Here is a 23,570-nt window from a genome sequence, read left to right on the forward strand (position 1 = left end):
TCATCCTCACCAATACTCAATGTGACATTGAACAATGTAATAGTTGACCGCCACCGGAGAACTTCCATGCCTGCCAGCACTCCCGCCCTGACCGCTTACGACCTGACGCAATTTCGCGCCATCCAGCAACTCGCCTATCGCTGTGCGGAAAGTATCGCCAAGGAACTCAAGCCCGGCATCAGCGAGAAGGAAACCGCGGCGCTGATGAAGACCTGGCTACAGGATCACGGGGTGCAGGACTGGTTCCATCAGCCCTTCGCTTGGTTCGGCCGACGCACCGCGTTCGAGGGCTTCGACGGCCTGCGTCACCTGGGTGGCTTCAACTTGGCGTTCTATCCAGGCAAGCAGCGCTTGGAAGAAGGCATGCCCTTTATCCTCGACTGCGCGCCAACCCTCGGTGCCTATACCGCCGATATCGGCTACTCCGGCGCACTCGGCGAGAACTTGATGGTGGAGCGGCTGCTGGATGACCTGATGGCCCATCGCCAACTGATAGTCGAGCAAATCAAACAGCGCTTGCCCATGGCCCAGGTCAGCCAGGCAGTGGATCGCCTGTGCGCCGAGCAGGGCACCCTGCCGCGGCACAAGGCCTATCCGTTCGAGGTTCTGGCCCATCGGGTAGAGAAGCTCGGCGAACGCAAAAGCGGGCCCTCAGTGGCGCGGTTCGGCGTGCGCAATATCGCCACCCTGATGAAGAACGCGCTGATCACCGGCCGGCGCGAGGGTTGGTCGCCGCTCTGGTCGAGCAATGCCCGCTCGGAGCATCCACCGACGCCTGGGCTCTGGGCGGTGGAGCCGCACCTGGGCTTTCGCGGGGTCGGCGCCAAGTTCGAGGAACTGCTGGTGGTCACCGAGACCGACGCCTATTGGTTGGACGACGACCTGCCCCACGTGCGCCGCTGGCAGGCGCGTGGCCTGCTCGCAGCCAAGCCGGTGGCCGCATGAACGCGCAGCTGAAGCTCGAACCAGGGCAGCTGGAAGCGGAACATCAGCGGGTCACAGGCGATGGCGTCGAACTGGCGGCCTACCGCTGGGGCAACACTAGCGGCCCAACCCTGCTGCTGGTGCATGGCTACCCGGACAACCACGAGGTCTGGCTGCCGCTGGTGCGCGAACTGGCCGCCGACTACCGGATCTTCGCCTACGACGTGCGCGGCTTCGGTGCCTCGGACAAACCAGGCAAGCGCCTGGACTATCGGCTGGACAAACTGGCCAATGATCTGGAGGCGGTGATCCAGGCACTCAGCCCGGATCAGCCGGTACATCTGGTCGCCCATGACTGGGGCTCGATCCAGAGCTGGGAGGCAGTGACCGAACCGCGCCTGGCACCGCTGCTGGCCTCCTACACGAGCATTTCCGGGCCCTGCCTCGATCATGTCGGCCATTGGATGCGCGACCGCCTTCAGCAGAAAAGCCCACGCGCCTGGGCGCAGGTTGGCGGGCAGTTGCTGAGCTCCTGGTACATCGGCCTATTCCATACGCCCTGGCTGCCGGAATTGGCCTGGCGCGCCGGTCTGACCCGGCTCTGGCCGAAGTATCTGCAGCGGGTCGAAGGCGTACGAGGTGCCAAAGCCAGCGCCAGCCTCGCTGCCGATGGTCAGCATGGGGTCAAGTTGTACCGCGCCAACTTTATCCACAGCCTGTTCCAGCCACGCCAGCGCCATACCGAGGTGCCGGTGCAGCTAATAGTGCCGACCCGCGATCGTTATGTGCGACCACAACTGTTCGAGCAGCTGTCGCGCTGGGCACCCAAGCTGTGGCGCCGCGAGATCCGCGCCGGACACTGGCAACTGCTGGCCGAGCCCACGCAATTGGCAAGCTGGATTCGCGAGTTCGTCCGCTACCAGGAACAAGGTGAGAACAGCGAGGCCTTGCAACGGGCGCAGGTCAAACCGGATGCCGGCCCAGATGCCGGCAAGCTGGTGCTGGTCACCGGCGCCGGTGGCGGAATCGGCCGCGCCACCCTGCTCAGCTTCGCCGAGCGCGGCGCCAGCGTGCTGGCCGCCGACATCAACCTGCCCGCCGCCGAACGCAGCGCCGAACTGGCCCGGGCCCTCGGCGCCGGGGCTTACGCCTACCAGCTCGACGTCGGCGACAGCGCGGCGATGGAAGCCTTCGCCGGCTGGGTCAAGGAACGCTTCGGCAGCGTCGACATCCTGGTCAACAACGCCGGCATCGGCATGGCCGGCGCCATGCTGGACACCAGCGCGGCGGACTGGGAACGCCTGCTGCGGGTCAACCTGTGGAGCGTAATCGACGGTTGCCGGCTGTTCGCCCGGCAGATGGTCGAGGCCGGCAAGGCCGGGCATATCGTCAATATCGCCTCGGCTGCGGCCTTCGTGCCGTCGCGTAACTATCCAGCCTATGCCACCAGCAAGGCCGCAGTACTGATGCTCAGCGAATGCCTGCGGGCCGAGTTGGCCGGGCAAGGCATAGGCGTGACGGCCGTGTGCCCTGGCCTGGTCAACACCGGGATCATTCAGGCCACCCGCTTCAACGGCCTGAGTGCCGCCGCAGAAGCCAAACAAAAAGCCAAAACCCAGCGCCTCTACCGCCGCCGCAACCTCAGCCCCGAGACAGTCGCGCAACAACTGGTGCGCGCCGTGCAGCACAACAAAGCGGTGATCGCCGTCGGCGGCGAGGCGCACCTGAGTGTCGCCCAGTGGCGCTTCGCGCCTTGGCTGTCACGGTTGCTGGCCCGCCTGAATCTGGCCGCCTGATCGATAAGGAGAACAACAATGAGCGAACAACCGCATCGCCTGGAACAACGCAAAGTACGCTTCGACTTCGCCGACACCCCGCTGCACTGGGTACCCGGCGAAGCGGAGGCCTCGCACATCATGAATACCCTGCACATCCTGCTGCCGGCCGGCGAGTTCTGGTTCTGCCGGGTCTACAATCGCGCCTTGCCGTTGGTGACCGACGCACAAGTCGGCGAGGATGTACGCGGCTTTATCCGCCAAGAGGCGCAGCACGCCCGCGCCCATGACAGTGCGCTAACGCCCTATCTGGTGCGCCACGGTATCGACCACAGACCTTTCACAAAACGCCTGGAGTGGCTGTTCGAAAAGGCGTTGTGCGACTACCCGCTGGGGGAAAACAAGCTGAGCCGACTACTGCAAACCTGGTGGCTGCGCCAGCGGGTCGGGTTCATCGCCGCCGTCGAGCACTTCACCTGCGTGCTCGGTGACTGGATCATCACCACCCGCAGTCTGGATGACGCCGACCCGGTGATGCTCGACCTGCTGCGCTGGCATGGTGCCGAGGAAATCGAGCACCGCTGCGTCGCCCATGACCTGCATGTGCACCTGGGCGGCAGCATCCTGATGCGCTGGCTCTATATGTTGATTGCAGTACCGGCGCTGATCTTCCTGTTCAGCGCTGGCTCGCGGCTGATGATGCGCCAGGACCCGACGACTCGTTACCGCCCCGGCTTTTTCAAGCTCTGGTACGAGCTGGGCAAGCGCGATGTGCTGCCGCCTATGGGTGGTACTGGGCGCTCGGTGCTGCGCTACTTCCTGCCTTGGTTCCATCCGCGTAGCGAGGGGAATATCAAGGTCGCGCTGGACTATCTGCAGAACTCGCCAGCGGCGCAGCGGGCAGCGACCGAAGCGCAACGCGGTTGAACGTGAAGGCTGGGGCAGTGCTTCACCCCGCCTACAAAGCTAATCGACCGTCTCGTCGACTGCTTCATTGAAATGCGGCAGACCGGCCGCGCGCTCCAGCAAGTCCGTCGGCAGACTCTTGCTGGCGCGGGCGCCGAGCAGTTTGAGATTTTCCACGCGGCTGATGATATTACCGCGGCCATCGCTGAGCTTATTGCGTGCCGCGGCGTAGGCCTTGTCCAGCTGTTGCAGACGACTGCCGACCTCGTCCAGGTCCTGAATGAAGGCGACGAATTTGTCGTACAGCGCGCCCGCCCGCTCGGCGATCTCGCGGGCGTTCTGGCTCTGCCGCTCCTGGCGCCAGAGGCTGTCGATCACCCGCAGGGTGGCAAGCAAGGTGGTCGGGCTGACGATCACGATATTCTGCTCGAAAGCCTCCTGGAACAGCCCGGAATCGGCCTGCAACGCCGCGGCAAAAGCTGCTTCGATCGGTACGAATAGCAGCACGAAGTCCAGGCTATGCAGCCCCTCCAGGCGCTGATAATCCTTCACCGAGAGGCCTTTGAGGTGGTTGCGCAACGACAGTACATGCTGCTTCAGCGCCTGCTGGCGGAGCGGCTCATCGTCGGCGGCAACAAACTGCTGATACGCGGTCAGGCTGACCTTGGCATCCACCACCACCTGGCGGTCGCCGGGAAGCAGAATCAACACGTCCGGCTGAAAGCGGTCACCCTCAGCGCCCTTGAGACTGACCTGAGTCTGATACTCACGACCCTTCTCCAGGCCGGCATGCTCCAGTACCCGCTCCAGCACCAGCTCGCCCCAGTTACCTTGGGTCTTCTGGCCTTTCAAGGCGCGAGTCAGGTTGGTCGCCTCATCGCTCAGACGCTGGTTGAGCAGTTGCAGGCGCTCCAGCTCCTTACTCAGAGAGAAGCGCTCGCGGGCTTCCTGCTGGTAGCTCTCCTCGACGCGCTTCTCGAAGGACTGGATACGTTCCTTGAGCGGATCGAGCAACTGTCCAAGGCGCTGCTGACTGGTTTCGGCAAAGCGCTGTTCACGCTCATCGAAGATCTTCCCGGCCAGTTCGGCGAACTGCGCACGCAGCTCATCGCGGGAACCTTGCAAGTCGTTCAAGCGCTGCTGATGGCTGTCCTGCTGCTCACGCAGCTCGGCAGCCAGGCCGGCACGCTCGGCGCTCAGCTGACGCAGCTCGGCCTCTTTCTGTTCACGCTCGGCACGCCAGGCCTGGGCAGCCTCGCACGCCGTGCCACGTTCAACCTGCAGCAACTCGGTTTCGCGACGAAGGGCGGCCAGCTCGGCTTGCTGCTCGGCTTTAGTCTCGCTGAGTTCGCCGACTTCACTACGATAAGCATCGAGCTGCGCAGCCAGGCCATCCTGAGCCAGTTGCGCAGTGCTCAAGCGCTCATCGATTAATGCGCACTCCGCCTGCTTGAGAGCTAAACGCCGTTGCAGCTGCCAAGCCAGCGCCAACAGCGGTACGGCGGCTGCGGACAAACCAATCAGCAAGTTAGGCAAATCGATAGGCATAGTCGGCTCCGCGCAAGAATGCCGGGCAGTATACCCAGCCCCGCACGACACGCTTAAGAATGGGGGTGGAGGTTGTTCAGCAGCCGCTTCGCTTCCGCGGCGGCTTGTTCCAGCCAATGCCTAGCTTGTTGCGGCTCATGCTGACGTGGCTGGCTGTACAGTCGTCCCAACTCCAACTGAACTCGCCGGCCACCCGCGCGCGCGGCCTGGTGCAGCAGCTCGAGGCCAATCCGGCGGCCACGGGTATTACCGCAGTCACGACAGAGCAACTGCCCCAGACGACTTTGCGCGACTACCACACTCTGGCGGGCTGGCAGCTTGAGCAAACGCACAGCGAAACACTTAACACTGGCGACATGCCCCAGCTGTCCAACAACCTGAAAAGCTGGCCGAAGTGGCAGACGTGGGCGAACCGAGACTGGAGCGGTAGGCCGAGGGAGTGTGACGCGAGGCATAAATGACTGGAATGGTGGGAAAGGCGCGCCACACTCCACTCCTTTTTTCGGCGGTAATGACTTGCCAAAGACGCCCAACCGCGATCTAGAGCAAGCGCTCGGGACAATCCACAGAAGCTGTGGATAACTCAGTGGACAACTTGGTAGCAAGAGTCGCCAGGCCCGATGGGATGGGCCTCCAAGTCAAACTGATGCTTTTTTCACCAGCTAAAAAAATCTATATTTTTCATTGACTTAATAAATTCACAGAAAGAATCAAGAGCTTGCAGGCGCTTGCGGAAGACGCTTGACAAGCCGCTTCGCAATTGTGCACAAGTTTACGCAGAGGCACCCTGGGCGCCCCGTTTGAGGGCGTCTACGTGGCGCTTTGCTGGTTAAATCTAATAGGCATGTGCGTACTCAAACGAAGCAAGGCACAAGAAAAACGCCCCAACTCGGTCAAGCCCAGCAGGCAGGCGACAATCAGCCAGAATCGCTGGGGTTGTGCTCGGCAAAGCCGGCGCCAATCCTTGCGCCAAACCTGTGCACTGCAGCACCTCAGCATCCAGACCAAACAACTGCGAGCTACCGTCAATAGCCAATGGCCAGATGCACAGCAAGCCGCTCACTCGGTCGCTGGCATCACGCAGGCTGCGGCAACTGCCCCTCGACCAGAAAGTCGTCCCAACGAAACAACCGCGGCGTATCGGGGGCCTGCGCATGCTTGAAAGCCACGTAGGCAGCGGTGGTTTCGCACAGCCAGGGCGTCAGGTTACGCGGACGCTTTTCCGTGAAAGCTTGCGGGGTATACAGCGCGACATTGGCGCCCCCCAGCGGGCAGCGGGCGGACCGGTATTCAAAAGCCTCCACTCCGGCACCACGCATCGCCCCACCGAGCGCCTGAGTCGCTCGGTAGTGCAGCGGATCGGTCAGTTCACGCTGATGCTCGCTGAACGGCGGGTGCTGCAACTGGATACCACGCTCAACCCGATAGCGCGCCTCAAATGAAGAATGCTCGGACCAGATACGCCCGCTAGGTGGCGGGCTGAGCATGCCGTCCCACAGCACAAAACGGTAATACGCCGTCTCGGCCATGGCGGTTTCCAGACGTGTGGCCGCGTAGAACAGACTGGGCTCGTAGACGCCGCCAAAACGCGAGCCCCAGCGCAGCGGCGGATAGCGAAAAGGGGTTTTCAACAGATAATGCAGCGGTTCGGCGCTTTTCGGCAGCGGCGGTTTGCTGGACTCGATCAACTCTTCCAGCAACGCCTGCTCCGCCAGGTTGTCGACCAATTGCAGCGTCGCGACCTGCTCCTGGCTTTCCACTATGCGCACCAAACGCCCGCGTAGCGGCTTGATCTGTTCTGCACCGCGGCAGGCCTGCCAGATATCCATGGCCACTCTTCCTTAACTTGACTAAGAACCTGTAAGCGCAGGTCAGGCCAGCCGGTTTTCAACGCAACATAGCCAACCGCAGCAGATATGAAACAGGTTCTCAGACCTTGCCGCGAATGGCATCCAGGTATTCGACCACCCGCACCAGCCCTTGCACGCTCCCCATCTGCTGCAGCGGCACGCCCGCCAGATGCCGGTTTTCGGTGCGCAGAAAGTGCCGCATGTCGCCGAGATTGCCGCCGAACAAGGCGAACAAGGCCCGATAGGCACGGATCAACAACAAGGCCAGTTCACCGGTCTTGCTCTGCGGACGCAAGCCGCCGCTGTCCTGCCAGCGGGTGATCGCAGTGCGATGCACGCCAACAATCTCCGCCAACTCCTGCTGCGTCAGCCCCAGTTGTTCTCGGGTATTGAGCAAGGCCTTGGCCAGCACCGTATCGGCGTCAGGTAAGGCTTTAATGAGTGCGCTCATGGCGAAACCCCCTGTGCGTTTGCAACAATACTAATATCAAATAGCACAAACACACAAGGAAAGCCCCATTCGATAACCGAGCCCAGGCCGTGAGAGCCCAACTAACAGTGATTTGTTTAGAAGACTGGTTCGACGTTGTGGGCAAAGCAGAAAAACACCGCAAACAGTGGGTAAATCTGCACATGAGTTGCACCAAGGATTACCGCCTACCTATAGTCAACGGCATCGGTAAGCAACAGCCAGTCAACGACATCCCTCAGCGAACTTTTAGTCAGACATCATGATTAGCAAAGAGCTCAGCCGCTTTCCTCGCCTCGAACTGTTCAGCGCTCCAACACCTCTGGAGAAGCTGGCTCACCTGTCCGCCAAGCTGGGTCGTGATATCTACGTCAAGCGCGACGACACGACGCAATTCGCATTGGGCGGCAATAAGGTGCGCAAGCTGGAATATCTCGCCGCCGACGCTCTTCGCCTGGGCGCGGACACCTTGATCACCGCTGGCGCCATCCAGTCCAACCATGTGCGGCAGACCGCAGCAGTTGCCGCACGCCTGGGCCTGGGTTGTGTCGCGCTGCTGGAAAATCCGATCGGCAGCACTGACAGCAATTACCTGAGCAACGGCAATAGACTGCTGCTGGATCTGTTTGATGCGCAGGTCGAGTTGGTCGACAACCTCGACAACGCCGATGAACAGCTGCTAGCTCTCGCCGAGCGCTTGCGCGCCGAAGGCAAAACGCCCTACCTGGTACCGATTGGTGGTTCCAATCCGCTGGGCGCCTTGGGCTATGTGCGTGCGGGTGTGGAGCTCGCGGAGCAAATCAAACAGACCGGCTTGAACTTCTCTGCGCTGGTGCTCGCCTCCGGCAGCGCGGGCACTCATAGCGGCCTGGCCTTGGCCCTGACGCAGCTATTGCCGGATCTGCCGGTAATCGGAGTCACCGTTTCACGTAGCGTCGCCGCACAACTGCCGAAGGTGCAAGGTCTGGCGGAACGCACGGCTGAATTGCTCGGCATCTCCTTGCCGACAGGCTTTGCTATCGAACTGTGGGACGAATATTTCGGTCCCCGTTATGGCGAACCGAATGCCGCAGCGCTGGCAGCTATCAAGCTGCTCGCCAGCAGTGAAGGTCTGCTGCTTGACCCGGTGTATACCAGTAAAGCCATGGCTGGCCTGCTTGATGGCATTGCTCGCCAGCGCTTCTCCGGTAACGGCCCACTGTTATTTCTGCATACCGGCGGCTCACCTGCGTTATTCGCCTATCATCCAGCTGCAAGTTTGAGTTAACCGAATTAATATTCCAAAAAGTACGCACAACTAAATTTTTTATCATTTTATTACATATAAATTTTGGTTCTATAGTTACCCCACTTCTTAACAACAACACAGGGATACGCTATGAACTTCTTTGCTCTACGCCGCACCTTCTTGCTCGGCAGCCTGGGCTTTGTGCTCGGCTCCAGCTTCATCGGCAACAGTTTCGCGGCTGAAGACCTGCTGCAACAGATCAAGCAGCGCGGCTCCATCCAGATCGGCCTGGAAGGCACCTACCCGCCCTTCAACTATCAGGATGAGAATGGCAAGCTGACTGGCTTCGAAGTCGAGTTCGCCGAGGCGCTGGCCAAGGAACTGGGGGTCAAGCCGGAATTCCAGCCAACCAAGTGGGACGGCATCCTCGCCGCGCTGGAATCCAAGCGCCTGGACGTGGTGATAAATCAGGTGACCATCTCCGAGGAGCGCAAGAAGAAGTACGACTTCTCTGCGCCTTACACCGTGTCTGGCATCCAGGTGCTGACGCGCAAAGGCCAGGAAGGCCAGTTCAGCAAGCCCACAGACCTAAACGGCAAAAAAGTCGGTGTAGTGCTGGGCACCAACTATGAGCAATGGTTGAAGGACAATGTGCCGGAGGCTGACATCCGCACCTACGATGACGATGCGACCCGTAACCAGGACGTGCGTGTCGGTCGCCTCGACGCCATCCTCGGTGACCGCCTCGCCGCCTTCGAACTGATCAGCAAGACCGGCGATACGCTGGCCGTTGCAGGCAAACCTTTCGCCCCTCAGGAAGCCGGCATTGCCCTGCGCAAGGGCAACCCCGAGCTGCTTGCCGCCATCGACAAGGCCATCGCTAAACTGCGTGCCGACGGCACCCTGACGAAGATCTCCGAGAAATGGTTCAAAGCTGACGTGACCAAATGATCGAAGCAAGCCTGCAGCTTGCGCTGGACTCCGTGCCCTTTCTGCTGAAGGGCGCGATCTATACGGTGGTACTGAGCTTGGGCGGGATGTTCTTCGGACTGCTGCTCGGCTTCCTTCTGGCCCTGATGCGCCTGTCGCGCTTCAGGGTGCTCAGCTGGAGCTCGCGGATCTACGTTTCGTTCTTCCGCGGCACACCGTTGCTGGTGCAGCTCTTCATGATCTATTACGGCCTGCCGCAACTGGGAATCCAGCTGGAGCCCCTGCCTGCGGCGCTGATCGGCTTCTCGCTGAACATGGCCGCTTACACCTGCGAAATCCTCCGCGCAGCGATTGCCTCAATCGACCGCGGCCAATGGGAAGCCGCCGCCAGCATCGGCATGACGCCTGCACAAACCCTGCGTCGCGCCATCCTGCCGCAAGCCGCCCGCACCGCCCTGCCGCCACTGGGCAACAGTTTTATCTCGCTGGTCAAGGACACTGCACTGGCTGCCACCATTCAGGTGCCGGAGCTGTTCCGTCAGGCCCAACTGATCACCGCGCGAACCTTCGAGATCTTCACCATGTACCTGGCCGCAGCACTGATTTACTGGGTGCTCGCCAGCGCACTGGCAACGTTGCAAAACCACCTGGAAGCACAGGTGAACCGCCACAACCAAGAGTCATGAAACGCGCATGATTGAAGTTCGCAAGCTGAGCAAAAACTTCAAAGGCCAAACCGTACTCAACGGCATCGACCTTGATGTGGCGCCGGGTGAAGTGGTCGCCATCATCGGCCCCAGCGGCTCGGGGAAAACCACCCTGTTGCGCTGCCTGAACCTGCTGGAAGAGCCCAGCGGCGGCAGCATTCGCGTCGGCGATATTTTGATCGACGGTAGCCGCCCCCTGACTAAACAGAAGGAGCTGATCCGCGCACTGCGCCAGCATGTGGGCTTCGTCTTCCAAAGCTTCAATCTGTTCCCCCACCGCACAGCACTGGAGAACGTCATAGAAGGCCCCATCGTGGTCAAGAAAGAGTCGCGCAGCGTCGCCGTGGAGCGGGCGCGCAAATTGCTGGCCAAGGTGGGACTGGCGGGCAAGGAGGATGCATACCCCAGGCGGCTCTCCGGCGGCCAGCAACAACGTGTCGCTATCGCCCGCGCCTTGGCAATGGAGCCGGACGTAATCCTCTTCGATGAGCCGACTTCAGCGCTCGATCCGGAGCTGGTCGGAGAGGTGCTGGCCACCATCCGCAGCCTGGCGGAAGAGAAACGCACCATGATCATTGTCACCCACGAAATGGGCTTCGCCCGCGATGTGGCCAACCGGGTGATCTTTATCGACAAGGGTGTAATCGTCGAGCAAGGCGAAGCCAAGGCACTGTTTGCCAACCCGCGCGAAGAGCGCACCAAGCAGTTTCTCAGCAAATTTCTCTCGCAATCAGGATCTCAGCCCCGCGAGCCGGCTAGCCCCTAAGCCACACGGAGCAGGAAGAGCGCGTCGCACCGCTCATGAATATCTGCGATCGGCTCAGACAACGCGTCGGGCCCCACATAGGTTGAGCCTGCCCCAGGCTAAGGGCGGGCCCTAGGCATTAGACTAACGGCAGCACAAAGGCTCGCACTTACCGGGCAAACCGCGTATGGTGTTGCGACTGTGCTGCATGTGTCACCGCGAATCGCAATTGATGTTAGATCTCGATCCAACCATCTCGACTCCTTTTACTCTTTGCACTCAGTCTCGGCTTGGGCTCTTCCAGGACCGTAGTTAACTTTGTTCAAGGAGATACACCATGTCCAATCGCCAAACTGGTACCGTCAAGTGGTTCAACGATGAGAAAGGCTTCGGCTTCATCACTCCACAATCTGGCGGCGACGACCTGTTCGTGCACTTCAAAGCCATCCAGAGCGACGGCTTCAAGAGCCTGAAAGAAGGCCAGACTGTTTCCTTCGTGGCTGCCAAAGGCCAAAAAGGTATGCAAGCTGAAGAAGTTCAGGTGGTCTAACCCCCCCTGTCCTGATCAAAAAGCCCCGCCCCATGGCGGGGCTTTTTTGTGCCCGGACTTTACCAAACAGCCCAAGGACCCAGTATCCGAACGGAGTTTTAGCTCTACCTGACACCTCCGCCCCGTATCCAGAAGCTGACCTATCGGTTACAATGCGCTCGTTAGTACCAAGCTGAAAGTCAATTAGGCCGCTCACCTCCTCCAGCAAATCCGCTCACTAAGAGCGCCCTGCTGACACCAAGGATCCGGCCCCTCGATGGCTCCCAGGTAAAGACTTCTGCCAGCCTCTTTCCAACTCGAAAGACTGCGGCGAAGGCCATTTACTCTGCCCCAGCCAACCTGTCGATTGATCAGGATTGCCACCCAGGATCTCTAACCATCCTGGGTACCGCCTGCCCTCCGAAGTACCTACCTGCCAGCCTAAGCGCCGCGATACTGCGGAACTTTATCTTGCGGCCCTGCTCCGATTAGATTAATTCCGTCTGTCCATTTGGTCAGCGACATCGGAGCTTTTAATTTTCGCGGTCACATAACCGTAATTTGTAGGAAACACCTAATAAATATGTCCACCCAACACCAAGTTCAGGATGCTATTCGCACCCTATCTACCGCCTTCGCCCCATTCGATTGCCAGATCCAAGCTGTTCGCAAGGGCTGCTTCAGTTTCACCATCGTCAACGAACGCGGCATTGCCCGTCATAGCGAACGCTTGTATCCAGAACAGTACTCCTCCGGATCACTGCAGTTGGTAATCGATCGAACACGTCAAGTATTGGCCACCAAGGGCTTTACTGCGTGAACCCAACTGCTCCATGACGGTCACAACTAACCACTCTTGCGATGGAGCGCCGTCATGCAACACATCAATATCGGTCTACTTGAAAAAACGTTTCACCCGCTCCGCGTCTCCCTCGGCAACCGCCGACCTGATGGCGGCATAGTGCTCACCTTGGCGGACACGACCAATGTACCGGTTTATAGCCGTGTTATCAGCTCAAAAGAAGTGAATAGCCCTGATGTATTTGGTCGAGTGATAGAAGATGTTCGCCGCGAGCTTTCCATCCGCTCAGGGTCTTTATCCACAGAAATAAAAAAACAACTGGCAGAGAATGCAGGTGTTATGCCCTACATACCTGCCTGATAGTGAGCAAGCCCAAGCCCCACAAGCTATGGGCCGTCGACTTGCAAGTGCCTTGCCCTCGATAATTCGGCCACTTCGACAAACGGAGCACCAGCACAGACTCTTTAAGTTCCGCTTCTGCGCTTTAAGAAAGGTCGATAACAACTACAGGATTAATAATCCGTGTATTGGCATAACCGGCCGCACAACCTTCCCTCAGCGAAAAACTAAGCAGAACTCGAACCCTAGGCCGCTCCACAGAGCAAAATGCGCTAGACGCTTACTCGAGATACTGCCTTCTACATGCATTCTGTATCTGATTAACAGCCATGCTGTTTTCGACACCAGGTATGTTTTTTAGCAAGCACTCATAATATGCCTTTTCTTTACCCAAGAGAAAAGCGCCCTCTTGATAAGTCTTCCTACATGCATATTCAATCAAGTACGCAGATAGATTTGTTTTTGCATCTTTTTGATACTGCAACAAGCAGGCATTATATTCATCGTCATCAGCGAACGCGCCAGACGAAAAAGCCATCACAAGAAAACATATAGCGCTGACTTTATAACTCATTACTTTCTCGCTAAGAGCATATACTTCTTGTCGTAAAGATATGCGAATTTAAAGCGTGTAGAGCACCCTCAACATCACAGCCTCGGCCCACTAGCACTTCAAACTATAGCGCTGGCGCTGGCGCTGGCCATAGCCACAAGCAGCCAGACTCATTATTCGCCACGCTATCCGCGACACCGCTTACGGGAAATCACTCCGAAACTCTCGACCGCTTCGTTAGCCCTCTCTCGGCGCCGCCACGCCTAAACGTCGAGGGCAAACCTGCCAGATGGATAACGGTAGCGACGAGCGGCAGTAGGCGTGGGACTCTTACGATGAGGTTCTTTCGGCGACCTAGCCCTGGCTTTGCCGGTCCGCTGACCGACAGCAACTGTCTTGCAACCTGACAACCGTCATCATCAACCTAGAGCGATTACTTGCAGATAACGACCAGGTTCCGGTTAGCGAACTTACCCGGCTCAACACCGAGCAGACGGTCAGCCGGGTCGGTATCCGGGCGACCTTTCTTGCCGATAGTCTCATAGCCGCTACCAGCACATACCTGGGTCGCCTTCTCGTAGCAGTGCTGCCACTTTAAAGCCTGACCAGAGCAGTCAATGCTGAGGGCCTCACCGCCATCTTTTGTGGTTGTTTTATTCACCGTCGCGCACCCGCCGATGGTCAGCAGGGTGGTCAGTACGATAAGCCGGATCATGTGTTTACCTGAGCCAATGTGTTGCATCCCGCACCACCTCGAATGTCCCAGCTTAGCGACAGATAACGATCATGTTGCGACTAGAGAAGCCATCCGGGTTTAAACCAAACGGGTAATTTTCCGCATAGTCACCTTCACCGACCCCCGACTTCGCCATGACTTTATAACCCGCTAAGCCGCATGCCATGGCCGCTTCTTCGTCGCACTTTTCCCATGAGGAGGTTAGACCGGAACAGTTGATATGCAGACCCTTTCTGCCGTATTTCTTGTGTGCCGTGGAGGTCGCGGAGCAGCCAGCAATTACCAGAACGGTAAACAACACCAACAGACGCTTCATGCAGTTTCCTTATGCGGCGCCTCTTTTTATGCGGCCAGTCGCAGATTGTCATTACCACTCAGCTGGAACTCGTCAGCAGAGCTGCCCCCGATATGCCAGCCTACTAGAAGCCTTATGTTCATTCGCCGCCACCTAAGCAGTACCCATTATTACCCGAGACTCATGCAAACGAGCGGCAGCTACTCGCGAGATCTGCTCACGCAGCCATCTAGCAGCGAGCACATTGAATGCCGCGCTGAAGAGTGCGTCAAGACTGTCTACCCCCCCCGAGTAGATACGCACCCCATCAAGCAGTTGAGCTGACAGCTGAACGAGAAGAAAGCGTCCTGAGGAAAACACTAGGCACAAATGAAAAAGCCCCGTAAATCCAAACAACAGATTTACGAGGCTTTCTTAATGAGTGGCGGGGAGATAGGGATTCGAACCCTAGGTGCTATCGCTAACACAACGGATTTCGAATCCGTCCCGTTCGGCCACTCCGGCATCTCCCCAGCGGCGCGCATGATAACAGCTCGAAAGCCTTGGGCGAAGCCCCAGGGAAAGACTTTTTCGCATGCTATCAGGCGCTTGCGTTAGCAATGTCCCAGCCACTCGCCAGGTAAGCTCCTACAACGAAAAAGAGAAGCCGTTGGCTCCTCTTTTCATTTCACGCTCAACAGCATTCAAGCCATCAGCTTGGTCAGCGCTTCGCGGTACTTGTCGGCGGTTTTTTGCGCCACTTCAAGCGGTACAGCAGGTGCCGGCGGCTCTTTGTTCCAACCAGTAGACTCCAGCCAATCACGCACGAACTGCTTGTCGAAGCTGGGCGGATTCTGCCCTTCGACATAACTCTCGGTCGGCCAGAAACGGCTGGAGTCCGGCGTCAGCACTTCGTCCATCAAGGTCAGCGTGCCGTCTTCGTCCAGGCCGAATTCGAACTTGGTGTCAGCGATGATGATCCCGCGGGTGGCCGCATATTCGACTGCCGCGCTATACAAGGCGATAGCGGTGTCACGCACCTTCGCCGCCAGTTCTTTACCTATGATCGCCTCGCACTGCTCGAACGCGATATTCTCATCGTGATCGCCCACTGCCGCCTTGGTCGACGGCGTGAAGATCGGCTGCGGCAGCTTGGAGGCTTCTTTCAGCCCGGCCGGCAGTTGGATACCACAGACCGTGCCGCTCTTTTGGTACTCCTTCCAACCCGAACCGGCGATGTAGCCTCGCACAATGGCTTCCACCGCAATCGGCTGCAAACGCTTGGCCACCACTGCACGGCCTTCCACCAACGGTAATTCGGCAGCAGGCACGACGTCTTCCACCTTGTCGCCGGTGAAGTGGTTCGGCACCACGTCCGCGAGCTTATCGAACCAGAAGTTGGAGATGGCGGTGAGGATCTTGCCCTTGTCCGGAATCGGCTCAGCGAGGATCACATCGAACGCCGACAGGCGATCGGTGGCCACCATCAGCATGCGCTTGGCGTCAATTTCGTACAGGTCCCGAACTTTGCCAGAGTAGATTTTCTTCAGGCTCAAGGTGGAGGGAGTGGTCATGTCAGGATTTCCGCCTTTGTTAAACGAAACAGGCGAAACCGAATGGGTTTCGCCTATCGGCTTCTCATAGAACTGCATTTAGGGTTTTGGCTCACTCCAGAGCAGTGTCACCCTAGCAGACAGCTGGCAAGGCCATGGCAGCCGTTTCCACAGCTGCCTACCTACCGCCTAGAACATCGAAGCGTAATTTAGCCAAGGTGTTCCTGGATCAGGCTCAACACGCGACGCGCCACATCAGCCGGCGCGACAGTATTGAGGTCCTTCTCCACGGTCACCTGCACGCCATCGCCAACCTTGGTCAAGCGTACTTGATAGCGCTCAGCGCGCGCGTCGATGTCTTCTTTGCTCGGCGCACTGCCCCACAACGTGCCCCAGAAACCAGGCTCTTTGTTCTTGGTCTCGGCGCCTTCGGCGAGGTTGATGTAATACACGCCCAAGGTGCGATTGAGGTCATCGACCCGCACGTCAGCCGTCTCCAGGGAACGACCAACGCTGGACCAGGCGCGATCGAAATCAGCGCCAAGGTTCAAGATCGGGTTGCCGTTACCATCCTCGGACAGACTGACCCGACTCGGTGCGTCGAAGTCGCGCGCGGCCAGCAGCGAGACGGAGCCGCCCTGCTCGGCGCTGCGCGCCAGGCTGGCGAGCATCTCGTCGAGCAGCGCAGCTTCCAGACTGGCGTTCGCAGACTTGCTGGGGAAATCGACATTGGCGGTGCTGCCAGCCGGCCGTTCAGCGCTCACAACGAAAATCTCGCTGGTATTGCGCTGCACACCGGGCTCGATGCGCACCCGCACACGGGCCTGACTCTCTGGGTCTACCCCCGCCACACGGCTGCTCAGACGCCGCGCCATGGACGCAGAGAGCTCGTCGAAACGCTGCCAGTCAGTGCTAAATTCGCCCGTCTGCGCGCGCTCTTCGGCAATCCGGAAGCCGTTATCTTCGAAAAACTGACGAGCCACCGGCCAGACTTCTGCCGGCGCACGCCGTGCCATCACCCAACGCGCCTCGCCACTTTTTTGCAGGCTGAACTCGCTCGAGTCAGCCTGCACTGGCAAGGCCTGTGGGCGCGGTACTTCGAACTCACCCTTGACGGTCGAGTCAGCCACATTGCGCGGCACCGGCAGCAGCGGGTCGAGGCGCTTGGTATCGACACCCGCTGGAATCTGCATCGGTGCAGTCTGGCGCTCTGTTAGGTAATCACTGCCACGATCGCGGAAATAGCCATCTTCACCCCAGATCCAGCCGCAACCGCTGGTACTAGAGATGATCATGGCAAGTGCGGAGAGTCCGGCCAGTCGCTTCATGCGTAGTATTTCCTCGATTAAACCAATACGCCGGACTGGCGCAAGGCCTGACGCAGCGGTTCATGACAACGCGGACTGAGCCAAGTCAGAGGCAAACGGATACCCTCCTGCATCAGACCCATTTCATGCAGGGCCCATTTCACAGGAATCGGGTTGGACTCGATAAACAGCGACTTGTGCAGCGGCATCAAACGATCGTTAATCGCCCGAGCCGTGACAGCATCACCACGCATGGCCGCAGCGCAAAGCTCGCTCATGGCGCGTGGGGCAACGTTAGCGGTGACGGAGATATTGCCTTTACCGCCCATCAACATCAGCTCGACGGCGGTCGCGTCGTCGCCGGAATACACCAGAAAGTCTTTGCTGACGCGATCCAGCACTTCTTGGCCGCGCTGCAGATCACCCGTAGCTTCCTTGATGCCGATGATGTTCGATACTTTCGACAAACGCTCAACAGTCTCCGGCAGCATGTCGCAAACCGTACGGCCTGGCACGTTGTAGAGGATCTGCGGAATTGCCACCGCCTCGGCGATATGCCGGAAGTGTTGATACAAACCGTCTTGAGTCGGCTTGTTGTAGTACGGCGTGACTAGCAAGCAAGCGTCGGCGCCGGCGCTTTTAGCGTTTGCAGTCAATTCCACCGCTTCCCGCGTGGAGTTGGCGCCAGTACCGGCGATAACCGGAATACGCCCCGCGACCTGATCCACCACACGACGGATCACTTCGATGTGTTCGTTGACGTCTAGCGTGGCCGACTCACCTGTGGTGCCGACCGCGACAATGGCGTTGGTGCCTTCTTGCAGGTGGAAATCCACCAGTTTGCTCAGACTGTCCCAATCCAGACGACCCTGCGCATCCATGGGCGTGACCAGTGCCACCATACTGCCCGCAATCATGCAACCGCTCCTGCCGGAAAAAGAGAGCCGTAATGGTACTGGCGCTACCTGCCTTGCACAAGCGAAGTACCGTGCTATGAGCATTCCCCTCAGCGACGCTTTTCGCTAACCTTCCGGCTTTGATCGGCAGTTTAACTGCCGACCGCTCATCGCTTTAGGAATGCTGCATGTCCACCCCCATAGTCCGCGAACAGTTCCTTGTTATCAGTGCCCTCGGCACCAACCCCATGGAGCTGACTAATGTGCTGTGCCGCACCAGCCATGAGAACCGCTGCGCCGTAATCAGCACCCGTTTGAGCCGCCACGGCGAGTTCAGCGCGCTGGTCTTGCAGGTATCGGGTAGCTGGGACGCGCTAGCACGCCTGGAAGCCGGTCTGCCAACCCTAGCCAAGAAGCACACCTTCACCGTCAGCGTGGTGCGCAGCGCAGCCTCGGAGAACCGCCCGCAAGCATTGCCCTACGTTGCCTATGTCAGCTCGGTGTACCGCCCAGACATTCTCAATGAGCTGTGCCAGTTCTTCATCGATCACAACGTCGAGCTGGAAAACCTCACCTGCGATACCTACCAAGCCCCGCAAACCGGCGGCACCATGCTCAACGCCACGCTCACGGTGACCTTACCGGCCGGCACTCAAATCAGCTGGCTGCGCGACCAGTTTCTCGACTTTGCCGACGCCTTGAATCTGGATGCCCTGATCGAACCTTGGCGCCCACAGACTCCTGCTTAAGGAAAACCCTTCATGGCCATTGCACTCGACCAGCCCGTCGCTAACTTCCACGCTCAGGCCACCAGCGGCCAGCAGATCGAACTGTCCGCTCTCAAGGGTCAGCAAGTGGTGATCTATTTCTATCCGAAGGACAGCACCCCAGGCTGCACCACCGAAGGCCAAGGCTTTCGCGATCAGTACAGCGCGTTCCAGGCCGCCAACACCCAGGTGTTTGGCGTTTCCAGGGACAGCCTGAAGTCGCACGAGAACTTCAAGTGCAAGCAGGAGTTCCCCTTCGAGCTGATTTCCGACAAGGACGAAGCGCTGTGCCAGTTGTTCGAGGTGATCAAGCTAAAGAAGCTTTATGGCAAGGAATACCTGGGCATCGACCGCAGCACCTTTCTCCTCGACAAGGCTGGAGTGCTCCGGCAGGAATGGCGTGGTGTTAAGGTTCCCGGCCATGTCGATGCAGTATTGGCAACTGCACAAGCCTTGAACAAGGGTTGAGCTCAGCCCAATAGAAAGGCCGCTTAATGCGGCCTTTCTATTGCACCCGCATTCTTACATCAACGGCGCCACTACAGGCTCTTGCCGTGGCCAGGCATCTAGCACCGCCTTGAACAGGGTCGCCAGCGGAATCGCAAAGAAGATCCCCCAGAACCCCCAGAGCCCGCCAAACAACAGCACCGCACAGATGATCGCCACTGGATGCAAGTTCACCGCCTCGGCGAATAGCAGCGGTACCAGAACGTTACCGTCCAGCGCCTGGATAACCCCGTACACGACCATCAAGTAGATGAACTGATCACCCCAGCCCCACTGAAACAACGCGATCAGGGCCACCGGCACCGTCACCACCACGGCACCGACATAGGGCACCACCACCGACAGGCCGACCAGCAGGGCGAGCAACGCCGCATAGTTCAGACCGAGCGCGATAAAGGCCACGTAGGTCACGCCACCACAGATGATGATCTCAATCACCTTGCCACGGATGTAATTGGCGATCTGCTGGTTCATCTCCTGAGCCACCCGGGTAATCAACGTGCGCTCACGGGGCAGGTAACCGCGGAACCAGCGACTAATCACCTGGCGATCCTTGAGAAAGAAGAACACCAGGATCGGCACCAGCACCAGATAAATCATGATGTTCACCAGCAGTGGCAAGCTGGATAACGAGAAGGTCAGCGCCAACTGGCCAAACTTACCGATTTCGCTGCCCACCACCTCGATCGCTTGCAGCACTTGCTCATCCGACACCAGATGCGGGTAGCGCTCCGGCAACAGCAAGAGCAAGGACTGCCACTTGCCGAGCATGCCCGGCAATTCGTTGAACAGCGTAATCAGTTGCTGCCACAGCAACGGCACCAACACTAATAAAAACACCCCCAGCAGCCCGATAAACAAGGCGAACACCAGCCACACCGCCCCTATTCGCGGCAGCCGCAGACGCACCAGCATGCGGACCAGCCCCTGCATCAAGAAGGCCAGCACCAGACCCGCCAGTACCGGTGCGAGCATGCCGCCGAGCGTCAGCACTGCGGTAAAGCCGAGCACCAACAAAACCGCCAGCACTACCGCCTCCTCATCGGAGAAATAGCGCTGAACCCAATCGCGTAGCACCTTAAACATCAGATTTCCTTCGATACACCCAACCACTGAGCCAGGTAGAGATACGCGTCAAGCCTTGCGCAGCCAATAGCGGTAGACACCGTCCTCACTCTCTTCATGTAGCAAGGTATGCCCGGCCAAACTTGCGAAGGCGCGAAAATCGCGCTGCGAGCCGGCATCGGTAGCCGTCACCTTGAGCACGGCGCCACTTGGCAGGCGATTCAGCTCGAGTTTGGCCTTCAGCAAAGGTAGCGGGCAATTCAGGCCGCTGGTGTCCAGTTCGGCATCGCAGACGGGAGCCTGCCATCCAGCGTCGGTCATTAATCAGTCTCCAGGGAAGTACGTTAGGATACCGAAGGCGGCACAGCCCTGGCCAGCCGACCGGCATGGCGGCTACAGTAGCTACTTTGCCGCCAAGAGCTTCGTGCATGAATCTTCTGCGCCCTACTCTGCTGACGCTTGCTTGCTTGCTTGCCTCTCCCGCCATCGCCGACGACCTGCCGTCACTGGGCGACTCCAGCTCATCGATCGTTTCGCCGGAACAGGAATATCAACTCGGCCGCGCCTGGCTGAGCATGCTGCGCGGGCAAGTCAGCCAACTGAACGATCCGCAGCTTAAAGACTTCGTCGAAAGCAGCGTCTATCGCCTGGCAGAAACCAGCGACCTGCATGACCACCGGCTGGTGTTCATCCTGATCAGGGACCCACAGATCAACGCCTTCGCCGCCCCTGGGGGGATTATCGGCGTCAACGGCGGCCTGTTCCTCTATGCGCAGAGCGAAGCCGAGTACGCCGGGGTACTCGCACACGAACTTGGCCACTTGACCCAGCGCCACTTCGCCCGCGGCATCGAAGCCCAACAGAAAATGCAGGTGCCGATGATGGCCGCCATGCTCGCCGGGATCATTGCCGCCGCGGCCGGTGCTGGCGACGCCGGCATGGCCACGATCATGAGCACCCAGGCCGCCGCCATCCAGAGCCAGTTGCGCTTCTCCCGACAGAACGAACAGGAAGCCGACCGCGTCGGTGTGGTCAATCTGGAACGCGCCGGTTACGACCCGCGCGCCATGCCGAACATGTTCGAGCGCATGGCCAGGCAATATCGCTACAACAAGCGCCCGCCTGAATTCCTCCTCACGCACCCGGTCACCGAGTCGCGTATCGCCGACACCCGCAACCGCGCCGAACAATTCCCCCAGGGCGGGCGCGTAGACACGCTGCGCTATCAATTGATGCGCGCGCGCGTGCAACTGACCTTCGAGGAAACCCCCGGCATCGCCGGCAAGCGTTTCCGCGCCATGCTCGACGACGACCCCACACTGGACGCCGCCCGTTACGGCCTGGCATTGGCACAGATCAAGAACGGCCAACTCAACGAAGCCCGGACAAGCCTGCAAACGCTACTGGGGAAAGCCCCCAACGACGTCTCCTATAACTTGGCGCAGATCGACCTGGACATCACCTCCAATCGCCTGCCGGACGCGCAACAGCGCGCCCAACGGCTACTCAAGGTTTATCCGGACAACTACCCCCTGAAGCAGAGCCGCATCGACCTGCTCCTCAAGCAGAACCAGGCAGCCGAGGCGCAGAAGGCTCTCGAAGAGCTGCTGAAGAGTCGCCCGAATGATCCGGATGTCTGGTATCAGGTCGCGGAAACCCGCGGCCTGTCCGGCGATATCATCGGCCTGCACCAAGCCCGCGCCGAGTACTTTGCCTTGGTCGCCGATTATGACCAAGCGATCGAACAGCTGGACTTCGCCAAACGTCGTGCCATCAACAATTTCCCTCTAGCCTCACGCATCGATACCCGCCAGAAGGAAATGCTGGAACAGCAGCGCATGCTCAAACAGCTGATGCGCTAAGCCAGACAGAAAAAAGCCCGGTCTCAGCCGGGCTTTTTTCTACCTAACGATTTAAGCGTTACCGGCCACTTTAAGCCGTGCGGCCTGAGTGAAATCCAACATGCGCTTGAGGGGTTGTAACGCCCGCGGGATTAGCGCCGGATCAACGAAGATCTCGTTGCTGCCCTCACGCAGGCATTGCAGCGTGCGCTCCAGGGTGTTCATCGCCATCCACGGGCAATGCGCGCAACTGCGGCAGGTCGCACCATTGCCGGCGGTGGGCGCCTCGATGAAAATCTTGTCCGGACACAGCTGCTGCATCTTGTAGAAGATGCCGCGATCGGTGGCAACGATGAAAGTCTTGTTCGGCAGCGTCTGCGCCGCTTTGATCAACTGACTGGTGGAGCCAACCGCATCTGCCAGGTCGATCACCGCCTCCGGCGACTCCGGATGCACCAGGATCGCCGCCTCCGGATACAGCGCCTTCATGTCTTCCAGTTGCCGGGACTTGAACTCTTCATGAACGATGCAGGCACCATCCCAGAGCAGCATGTCAGCGCCAGTTTCACGCTGGATATAGCGGCCCAGGTGCTTGTCCGGCGCCCAGATGATCTTTTCACCGTTATCCATCAGGCTTTCGACGATCTCCAGTGCACAACTGGACGTCACTACCCAATCAGCCCGCGCCTTAACCGCTGCCGAGGTATTGGCATAGACCACCACGGTACGCTCTGGATGCTGATCGCAAAACGCCGAGAACTCCTCAATCGGACAGCCCAGATCAAGCGAGCAAGTCGCTTCCAGCGTCGGCATCAGCACGCGCTTTTCCGGGTTGAGGATTTTAGCGGTCTCGCCCATGAACTTCACACCCGCCACCAGCACGGTTCGCGCCGGGTGCTGGTTACCAAAACGGGCCATTTCCAGGGAGTCGGAAACGCAGCCGCCGGTTTCTTCAGCCAAAGCCTGAATCAGCGGATCGCAATAGTAATGAGCAACCAGCACGGCATTTTGTGCTTTGAGCTCAGCAGCAATCGCCGCACGATAGTGAGCCTCCTCCGCAGCAGTCAGCGGTTTGGGCTGCTTGGCATCGAGGTGAGCTTGAACCAGAAGGCGTTCGGAAATCTGCGTCATATTCGCTAGACCTGCAGGCGCTTGAGCGCGTAAGTCGAGTATACCACCCGCATCAATTGGATTAGATCGGGTAAGACGGATAACAGGCAGGAGGGGTAAAGCAGGAAAGGATGGTGGGTCGTGCGGGATTCGAACCTGCGACCAATTGGTTAAAAGCCAACTGCTCTACCAACTGAGCTAACGACCCA

The 23,570-nt window shown here is 59.0% G+C and carries 26 protein-coding genes and 2 tRNA genes; 13 read left to right on the forward strand and 15 right to left on the reverse strand.

All coding sequences use genetic code 11. From position 1 onward, the window contains the following. The first annotated feature begins 66 nt into the window (after positions 1-66). Genes D3879_RS18435 through D3879_RS18445 form a run of 3 tightly spaced genes read left to right on the forward strand, consistent with a single transcriptional unit; the run spans position 67 to position 3,626 of the window. Positions 67-945, forward strand: coding sequence for a M24 family metallopeptidase (locus D3879_RS18435; RefSeq protein WP_119955709.1), 879 nt, complete (start codon positions 67-69; stop codon positions 943-945). Beyond that, complete coding sequence (locus D3879_RS18440; RefSeq protein WP_119955710.1) at positions 942-2,720, forward strand: SDR family oxidoreductase; 1,779 nt, start codon at positions 942-944, stop codon at positions 2,718-2,720. The genes D3879_RS18435 and D3879_RS18440 overlap by 4 nt, the downstream gene beginning before the upstream one ends. Positions 2,721-2,738: 18 nt before the next feature. Continuing rightward, positions 2,739-3,626, forward strand: a complete 888-nt coding sequence (locus D3879_RS18445) for a metal-dependent hydrolase (protein ID WP_119955711.1) — start codon at positions 2,739-2,741, stop codon at positions 3,624-3,626. Positions 3,627-3,665: 39 nt separating this feature from the next. On the opposite strand, the gene D3879_RS18450 is transcribed toward D3879_RS18445, so the two are convergent. The 4 genes from D3879_RS18450 to D3879_RS18465 all read right to left on the reverse strand — a co-directional run bounded on the left by D3879_RS18450 (position 3,666) and on the right by D3879_RS18465 (position 7,454). Beyond that, positions 3,666-5,153 (reverse strand): DNA recombination protein RmuC, encoded by a 1,488-nt coding sequence (locus D3879_RS18450; RefSeq protein ID WP_119955712.1) that lies wholly within the window; start codon positions 5,151-5,153, stop codon positions 3,666-3,668. A gap of 53 nt (positions 5,154-5,206) precedes the next feature. Next, positions 5,207-5,608, reverse strand: coding sequence for an SEL1-like repeat protein (locus D3879_RS18455; protein ID WP_119955713.1), 402 nt, complete (start codon positions 5,606-5,608; stop codon positions 5,207-5,209). Positions 5,609-6,229: 621 nt separating this feature from the next. Further along, positions 6,230-6,982: an RES family NAD+ phosphorylase gene (locus D3879_RS18460; RefSeq protein ID WP_119955714.1), complete on the reverse strand. Its 753-nt coding sequence runs from the start codon at positions 6,980-6,982 to the stop codon at positions 6,230-6,232. 100 nt (positions 6,983-7,082) lie between these two features. Then, complete coding sequence (locus D3879_RS18465; RefSeq protein ID WP_119955715.1) at positions 7,083-7,454, reverse strand: antitoxin Xre/MbcA/ParS toxin-binding domain-containing protein; 372 nt, start codon at positions 7,452-7,454, stop codon at positions 7,083-7,085. A gap of 280 nt (positions 7,455-7,734) precedes the next feature. Here D3879_RS18465 and D3879_RS18470 point away from each other — a divergent pair, with 280 nt between their 5' ends. From D3879_RS18470 to D3879_RS18500, 7 genes are all read left to right on the forward strand, one after another. Beyond that, positions 7,735-8,739 carry a D-cysteine desulfhydrase gene (locus D3879_RS18470; RefSeq protein WP_119955716.1) on the forward strand — a complete coding sequence of 335 codons (1,005 nt, stop codon included), beginning with the start codon at positions 7,735-7,737 and terminating at the stop codon, positions 8,737-8,739. A 111-nt stretch (positions 8,740-8,850) separates the two neighbouring features. Further along, positions 8,851-9,651: a cystine ABC transporter substrate-binding protein gene (tcyJ, locus tag D3879_RS18475; RefSeq protein WP_119955717.1), complete on the forward strand. Its 801-nt coding sequence runs from the start codon at positions 8,851-8,853 to the stop codon at positions 9,649-9,651. Further along, positions 9,651-10,316, forward strand: coding sequence for a cystine ABC transporter permease (gene tcyL / locus D3879_RS18480; protein WP_177412472.1), 666 nt, complete (start codon positions 9,651-9,653; stop codon positions 10,314-10,316). The genes tcyJ and tcyL overlap by 1 nt, the downstream gene beginning before the upstream one ends. 7 nt (positions 10,317-10,323) lie before the next feature. Further along, positions 10,324-11,103: an L-cystine ABC transporter ATP-binding protein TcyN gene (tcyN, locus tag D3879_RS18485; protein ID WP_119955719.1), complete on the forward strand. Its 780-nt coding sequence runs from the start codon at positions 10,324-10,326 to the stop codon at positions 11,101-11,103. A 316-nt stretch (positions 11,104-11,419) separates the two neighbouring features. Further along, a complete protein-coding gene (locus D3879_RS18490; RefSeq protein WP_119955720.1) occupies positions 11,420-11,632 on the forward strand; it encodes a cold-shock protein in 213 nt (70 codons plus the stop codon). A 562-nt stretch (positions 11,633-12,194) separates the two neighbouring features. Then, positions 12,195-12,431: a hypothetical protein gene (locus D3879_RS18495; protein WP_119955721.1), complete on the forward strand. Its 237-nt coding sequence runs from the start codon at positions 12,195-12,197 to the stop codon at positions 12,429-12,431. Positions 12,432-12,485: 54 nt separating this feature from the next. Then, positions 12,486-12,773, forward strand: coding sequence for a DUF3509 domain-containing protein (locus D3879_RS18500; protein WP_119955722.1), 288 nt, complete (start codon positions 12,486-12,488; stop codon positions 12,771-12,773). 259 nt (positions 12,774-13,032) lie between these two features. Here the strand turns inward: D3879_RS18500 and D3879_RS27655 are convergent, their stop codons facing one another. From D3879_RS27655 to dapA, 7 genes are all read right to left on the reverse strand, one after another. Next, positions 13,033-13,326 carry a VF_A0006 family four-cysteine protein gene (locus D3879_RS27655; protein WP_338014893.1) on the reverse strand — a complete coding sequence of 98 codons (294 nt, stop codon included), beginning with the start codon at positions 13,324-13,326 and terminating at the stop codon, positions 13,033-13,035. 412 nt (positions 13,327-13,738) lie between these two features. Next, complete coding sequence (locus D3879_RS18510) at positions 13,739-14,047, reverse strand: hypothetical protein (RefSeq protein WP_147411184.1); 309 nt, start codon at positions 14,045-14,047, stop codon at positions 13,739-13,741. A 25-nt stretch (positions 14,048-14,072) separates the two neighbouring features. After that, positions 14,073-14,357, reverse strand: a complete 285-nt coding sequence (locus D3879_RS18515) for a hypothetical protein (protein ID WP_119955724.1) — start codon at positions 14,355-14,357, stop codon at positions 14,073-14,075. A 401-nt stretch (positions 14,358-14,758) separates the two neighbouring features. After that, a tRNA-Ser gene (locus D3879_RS18520) sits at positions 14,759-14,848 on the reverse strand. A gap of 171 nt (positions 14,849-15,019) precedes the next feature. Then, positions 15,020-15,889, reverse strand: a complete 870-nt coding sequence (locus tag D3879_RS18525) for a phosphoribosylaminoimidazolesuccinocarboxamide synthase (protein ID WP_119955725.1) — start codon at positions 15,887-15,889, stop codon at positions 15,020-15,022. A 188-nt stretch (positions 15,890-16,077) separates the two neighbouring features. Then, complete coding sequence (bamC, locus tag D3879_RS18530; RefSeq protein WP_119955726.1) at positions 16,078-17,196, reverse strand: outer membrane protein assembly factor BamC; 1,119 nt, start codon at positions 17,194-17,196, stop codon at positions 16,078-16,080. Between the two features lie 17 nt (positions 17,197-17,213). Next, positions 17,214-18,092, reverse strand: a complete 879-nt coding sequence (gene dapA, locus D3879_RS18535; protein WP_119955727.1) for a 4-hydroxy-tetrahydrodipicolinate synthase — start codon at positions 18,090-18,092, stop codon at positions 17,214-17,216. 167 nt (positions 18,093-18,259) lie between these two features. On the opposite strand from dapA, the gene D3879_RS18540 reads away from it, so the two are divergent. Continuing rightward, the gene (locus D3879_RS18540) at positions 18,260-18,820 is read left to right on the forward strand and encodes a glycine cleavage system transcriptional repressor (RefSeq protein WP_119955728.1); all 561 of its coding nucleotides are present in this window, start codon (positions 18,260-18,262) and stop codon (positions 18,818-18,820) included. A 12-nt stretch (positions 18,821-18,832) separates the two neighbouring features. Further along, positions 18,833-19,306, forward strand: a complete 474-nt coding sequence (locus D3879_RS18545; protein ID WP_119955729.1) for a peroxiredoxin — start codon at positions 18,833-18,835, stop codon at positions 19,304-19,306. A 54-nt stretch (positions 19,307-19,360) separates the two neighbouring features. Here the strand turns inward: D3879_RS18545 and D3879_RS18550 are convergent, their stop codons facing one another. Together D3879_RS18550 and D3879_RS18555 are read right to left on the reverse strand one after the other, a co-directional pair. Further along, positions 19,361-20,431 (reverse strand): AI-2E family transporter, encoded by a 1,071-nt coding sequence (locus tag D3879_RS18550; RefSeq protein ID WP_119955730.1) that lies wholly within the window; start codon positions 20,429-20,431, stop codon positions 19,361-19,363. Positions 20,432-20,479: 48 nt separating this feature from the next. Continuing rightward, the gene (locus D3879_RS18555) at positions 20,480-20,731 is read right to left on the reverse strand and encodes a sulfurtransferase TusA family protein (protein WP_119955731.1); all 252 of its coding nucleotides are present in this window, start codon (positions 20,729-20,731) and stop codon (positions 20,480-20,482) included. A 107-nt stretch (positions 20,732-20,838) separates the two neighbouring features. Here D3879_RS18555 and D3879_RS18560 point away from each other — a divergent pair, with 107 nt between their 5' ends. Further along, positions 20,839-22,272: a M48 family metalloprotease gene (locus D3879_RS18560; protein WP_119955732.1), complete on the forward strand. Its 1,434-nt coding sequence runs from the start codon at positions 20,839-20,841 to the stop codon at positions 22,270-22,272. 51 nt (positions 22,273-22,323) lie between these two features. On the opposite strand, the gene nadA is transcribed toward D3879_RS18560, so the two are convergent. Both nadA and D3879_RS18570 read right to left on the reverse strand, forming a co-directional pair. Continuing rightward, on the reverse strand, positions 22,324-23,382 hold the full coding sequence (nadA, locus tag D3879_RS18565; RefSeq protein ID WP_119955733.1) for a quinolinate synthase NadA: 1,059 nt from the start codon (positions 23,380-23,382) through the stop codon (positions 22,324-22,326). Between the two features lie 111 nt (positions 23,383-23,493). Further along, positions 23,494-23,569, reverse strand: a tRNA-Lys gene (locus D3879_RS18570). Position 23,570 lies beyond the last annotated feature (1 nt).

Source organism: Pseudomonas cavernicola (assembly GCF_003596405.1).
GTDB classification, from domain to species: domain Bacteria; phylum Pseudomonadota; class Gammaproteobacteria; order Pseudomonadales; family Pseudomonadaceae; genus Aquipseudomonas; species Aquipseudomonas cavernicola.